The organism is Streptomyces alkaliphilus (assembly GCF_014141535.1).
GTDB classification, from domain to species: domain Bacteria; phylum Actinomycetota; class Actinomycetes; order Streptomycetales; family Streptomycetaceae; genus Streptomyces; species Streptomyces alkaliphilus.
In genome coordinates this window covers 1-5,273 of sequence record NZ_VKHT01000302.1, presented here as the reverse complement: position 1 = coordinate 5,273, position 5,273 = coordinate 1, and the positions used below count along the sequence as shown (strand labels likewise).

Below are 5,273 nucleotides of genomic sequence, written 5' to 3'. Positions count from 1 at the left end.
GGGGTCGGCCGGTGGGCGTGTGTCGAGAAGTTCCGTGCCTGGTCAACCATGTTCTTCGGGTAACCGGGAACGTCCCGGGACAAACCCGTCACTCCTCGGTCCACCGGGGGCGCCGCCGAGTGGCTCGGCCTCTCGCCCGGGTGGTTCCGGGGGAAAATGAGCGATCCCGATTGTTGACCGGACATCAACAACGCCCCGAGGATGACATGGGAGCGCTCCCATGGCGATTCGCTTCGGATCCCGTCGGGCCGGGCCCGGAGTGGGTCCGTCCCGCTTCGGAACCGGCCGGTACCCCCCACCGTCCGTCCTCCGGAAGGACCGAGCCGTGCCCCATCGTCCCTCCCCGATCCCGGCCGACCCCGCGCCGCCCGGCACGCCGCCGGCGCCCGGGGCCTCCCGGGCCGCTCGCCGGCTGCGCCGAGGCGCGATCGGAACCGCCGCCGCGGTCGCCCTCCTCGGCGGAACCCTCGCCGTTCCGGCCCTCGCCGACGAGCCCGAGGAGCCCGCCGGGCCCGAACTGATCGTCAACGGCGACTTCGCCGACGGCACCACCGGTTGGTGGTGGACCCCCAACACCGAAGGGGTCGCCGCCGACGGGCGCATGTGCGTCGACATCCCCGGTGACACCGTCGAACCGTGGGACGCCATCGTCGGCCAGGACGGTCTCCCGCTCACCGCCGGCGAGACCTACGCCCTCACCTTCACCGCCGAGTCCACGGTGCCGATCGTCAGCCGCACCAACGTGCAGCTGGCCGTGGATCCCTGGACGCAGGAACTCGGCTCGGTCGACGTCATCGGTCCCGAGCCGGAGACCTTCACCCACGTCTTCACCCCCGGCGCCGACCACGACGCGGCCCAGCTCGCGTACCAGATCGGTGGCAGCGACCAGCCCTTCACCTTCTGCCTGTCCGGGGTCTCCCTGCGCGGCGGCGCCGAACAGCAGCCCTACGAGCCCGACACCGGCTCGCCGGTGCGGGTCAACCAGGTCGGCTACCTCACCGACGGGCCCAAGCGGGGCACCGTCGTCACCGACGCGATCGGGGCGCTGGGGTTCACCGTGCGCGACGCCGACGGCAACACCGTCGCGAGCGGCACCACCGTGCCGCTGGGTGAGGACCCCACCTCGCGACAGAACGTCCACGGCTTCGGCTTCTCCGCGTTGGACGAGCCGGGGGAGGGTTACACCGTCGAGGTGGACGGTGAGGTGAGCATCCCCTTCTCGATCGGCGACGACCTCTACTCCGACCTGCGCTCGGACGCGCTGGCGTACTTCTACCACAACCGCAGCGGCATCGAGATCCGGGCCGATCTCGTCGGCGAGGAATACGCCCGTCCCGCCGGTCACGTGGACGTCGCCCCCAACCGGGGGGACGGCGCGGTGCCCTGTCGCCCCGGCCAGTGCGACTACACCCTGGACGTCACCGGCGGCTGGTACGACGCCGGTGACCACGGCAAGTACGTCGTCAACGGTGGCATCTCGGTCGCCCAGGTGATGGCGAACTTCGAGCGCACCCTGCACGTGGAGGGCGCGAACGACGAGCCGCTGGGCGACGGCGCGCTGCGGGTGCCCGAGCGCGGCAACGGCGTGCCGGACATCCTCGACGAGGCGCGCTGGCAGATGGACTTCCTGATGCGGATGCAGGTGCCCGAGGGCGAGCCGCTGGCCGGCATGGCGCACCACAAGATGCACGACCGCAACTGGACCGGCATGCCGATGCTGCCCCACCAGGACCCGCAGATACGCGAGTTGGCACCGCCGTCCACCGCCGCGACCCTCAACCTCGCCGCCTCCGCCGCCCAGTGCGCGCGTCTCTTCGAGCCGTACGACGCGGCCTTCGCCGCCCGCTGCCTGGAGGTCGCCGAGACCGCCTGGGACGCGGCCGTGGCCAACCCCGCCCGCTACGCGAGTCCCAACGACGGGCAGGGTGGTGGTGCCTACAGCGACAACAACGTCACCGACGAGTTCTACTGGGCGGCCGCCGAACTGTTCATCACCACCGGCGCGCAGGAGTACCGCACCGCCGTGCTGGACTCCCCGATCCACGGCGACCTCGACGCCACCTACCCGCGCGGCGGTTTCTCCTGGGGCGACACGGCCGCGCTCGGCGCCCTCAACCTCGCAGTGGTGCCCAACGACCTCTCCGAGGCCGAACTGGCGCGGGTCCGGGCGCTGCTGCTGGAGGCCGCCGACCGGTACGCGGCCGACTCCGCCGCCACCGCCTACGACCTGCCGTTCGACGCCACGTACGTCTGGGGCTCCAACAGCCAGGTGCTCAACAACATGATCGTCCTGGCCACCGCCCACGACCTGACCGGTGAGGACTCCTACCGGGACGCCGCCCTCGGCGGGTGGGACTACCTGCTGGGCCGCAACCCGCTCAACCTCTCCTACGTCACCGGCTACGGAGAGCGGTACGCCCAGAACCAGCACCACCGGCACTGGGCCCGGCAGCTGAACCCCAACCTGCCGTACGCCGCCCCCGGTTCGGTGGCGGGCGGGCCCAACAGCGCCCTGCAGGACCCGATCGCCCAGCGGCTGCTGACCGGGTGCGCCCCGGCGATGTGCTACATCGACCACATCGAGTCGTACGCGACCAACGAGGTCACCATCAACTGGAACGCCCCGCTGGCCTGGATGGCGTCCTGGGCCGACGACCTCACCTCCGGCTCCGGCGACGACAACGGCGGCGGTGACGACAACGGTGGCGGTGACAACGGCGGCGACGCGACCTGCGCGGTCACCTGGACCGCCCATCGCTGGAACGACGGGTTCACCGCCGAGATCCGGATCCGCAACACCGGGGACGAGGCGATCTCCCCGTGGGAGCTGCGCTGGAGCTTCGCCGACAACCAGCGGGTCACCCAGGCGTGGAACGCCGAGGTGACCCAGAGCGGACGCGACGTGGTGGCCCGGCCGGCCGCCTGGAACGCCGTCCTCGCACCGGGCGCCGAGATCGGCTTCGGGTTCCTGGGCACCGCCGGCCCCGGAGCGGCCGACCCGACCGCCTTCACCCTGGGCGGCACGGCCTGCTCCACCGGCTGAGCCGACGCGGGGTCCCTCCCCGCACACGACCGGGCCGGGCCCGTCCTTCCCGACGGGCCCGGCCCTCGTGCGCGGTGCGGGCGGGAAGCGGCTCCCGCCTCCCGCCCGGCGTCCTCAGCCCGTGGCCGGAACCGGGAAGCGGTTCCAGACCCGGTGCGACTTCAACAGTTCCCCGATCTCCCGCAGGACCGCGGAGGAGGTCGGCCCCAGCACCACACCGGGTGCCGTCGGGGAGCACCCCGCCGCCCGGAGAACGTTGTCGGCGCCGCCCCAACCACCGATGGCCTTGGAGTGCCGGAACGCCTCGGAGACCATCAGCAGCACCCGTGGGTCGACGCCGCCGCCGCTCTCCCCGGGGGCGCCGGCGCCGGCGCTGCGGGCCCCCGACGCGTCGGGACCGATCACCGCGCTGCCGGCCAGCAGCAGCGCGTCGAACTCCACGGACCGCGCGGTGAGGAAGGTCCGCTGCACGGTGATCGGGTCCCCGCCGCCGCCGTTGTCGGTGAGTTGCCCCCCGGTGGGGGCGACCACCAGTGGCACCATGCCCGACTCCAGAATCGAATCCCGCACCGAACGCACCTGCGACAGGTCCGCGCCGGTGTCGGCGACGATGCCGATGATCCGTCCCTCGGCCGGCCAGTTCTTCCCCACCTGGGAGAGCGCCGGGCTCGGCTGGGGGGCGAGGTTCGCGTACGCCGGGTCCGGGTCGGGCGCCGGCAGGCCGAGTCCGGTCGCCACCTCGCGGCACAGCCGCTCGTCGATGTTGGCCAGCACCCGCAGCGTGCGTTCCCGGATCGTCCGCTCGTAGCACTTGCCCAACTCGAAGGTGTAGGCGCCGATGATGTGCTCCTGCTCCACCGGCGACATGCTCCGCCAGAACATCCGGGGCTGGGAGAAGTGATCGTCGTAGGACTCCGGGGCCTCCCGCACCTGGCGGGACTCCGGGACCCGCACCGGCGTCTCCACGTACCCGCCCTCCTTCGCGCCGGCCATGAACGGACAGCCGGCGTCCAGGGAGTTGGGGTGGTACGGCGCCACCCCGCGGTGCACCGCCTGCTGGTGGAAGCCGTCCCGCAGCATGTCGTTGACCTCGGCGTGCGGCCGGTTGATCGGGATCTGCGAGAAGTTCGGCCCGGCCAGGCGGGTGATCTGGGTGTCGATGTAGGAGAAGAGCCTGCCCGCCAGCAGCGGATCGTCGGTGACGTCGATCCCCGGCACCAGGTGCCCGGGGTGGAACGCCACCTGCTCGGTCTCCGCGAAGTAGTTGGACGGGTTGGCGTCCAGGGTCAGCCGCCCGATCGGCTGTACCGGTGCCAGCTCCTCGGGCACGATCTTCGTCGGGTCCAGCAGGTCGATGCCCTCGAAGGTCTGCTCGGGGGTGTCCGGGAACGCCTGGATGCCCAGCTCCCACTGCGGGTGGGCACCGGCCTCGATGGCGTCGGCCAGGTCCCGGCGATGGAAGTCGGGGTCGAAGCCGTTGATCATCTGGGCCTCCTCCCACACCAGGGAGTGGACGCCCAGCCGCGGTTTCCAGTGGAACTTCACCAGGGTCGTCGAGCCGTCCCCGGCCACCAACCGGAAGGTGTGGACGCCGAAGCCCTCCATCGTCCGGTAGGAGCGCGGGATGCCCCGGTCCGACATGTTCCAGAGGGTGTGGAAGGTCGCCTCGGTGTGCAGGGAGACGAAGTCCCAGAACGTGTCGTGCGCGCTCTGCGCCTGGGGGATCTCCCGGTCCGGGTGCGGTTTGCCCGCGTGGATGATGTCGGGGAACTTGATCGCGTCCTGGATGAAGAACACCGGGATGTTGTTCCCGACCAGGTCGAAGACGCCCTCGGAGGTGTAGAACTTCGTGGCGAACCCACGGGTGTCGCGGACGGTGTCCGCCGAGCCGCGCGAGCCCAGCACGGTGGAGAACCGCACGAAGACGGGGGTCTCGACGTCCTTGGCGAGGAAGGCCGCCTTGCAGATGTCCGAAGCGGTGCCGTAGCCCCGGAAGACGCCGTGGGCCGCCGCGCCCCGGGCGTGCACCACCCGCTCGGGAATGCGCTCGTGGTCGAAATGGGTGATCTTCTCCCGCAGGTGGTGATCGCGCAGCAGCACCGGGCCGCGCGCTCCCGCCTTCAGGGAGTGGTCGGTGTCCGGGAGACGAAGGCCTTGGGCGGTGGTCAGGTGGGCCCCCTGCTGGGCGCGGTCGCCCGTTTCCCCGGAGCGGCGTCCGGTGGGGGAGAGG

At 71.7% G+C, this 5,273-nt stretch carries 2 protein-coding genes; one reads left to right on the top strand and one right to left on the bottom strand.

Going from position 1 to position 5,273, the window contains the following annotated elements; all coding sequences use genetic code 11:
- The first annotated feature begins 412 nt into the window (after nucleotides 1-412).
- A complete protein-coding gene (locus tag FNQ90_RS26840; protein ID WP_228471055.1) occupies nucleotides 413-3,043 on the top strand; it encodes a glycoside hydrolase family 9 protein in 2,631 nt (876 codons plus the stop codon).
- 114 nt (nucleotides 3,044-3,157) lie between these two features.
- On the opposite strand, the gene FNQ90_RS11685 is transcribed toward FNQ90_RS26840, so the two are convergent.
- On the bottom strand, nucleotides 3,158-5,273 hold a 2,116-nt coding region (locus FNQ90_RS11685; RefSeq protein ID WP_182606313.1), incomplete at its 5' end, for a catalase.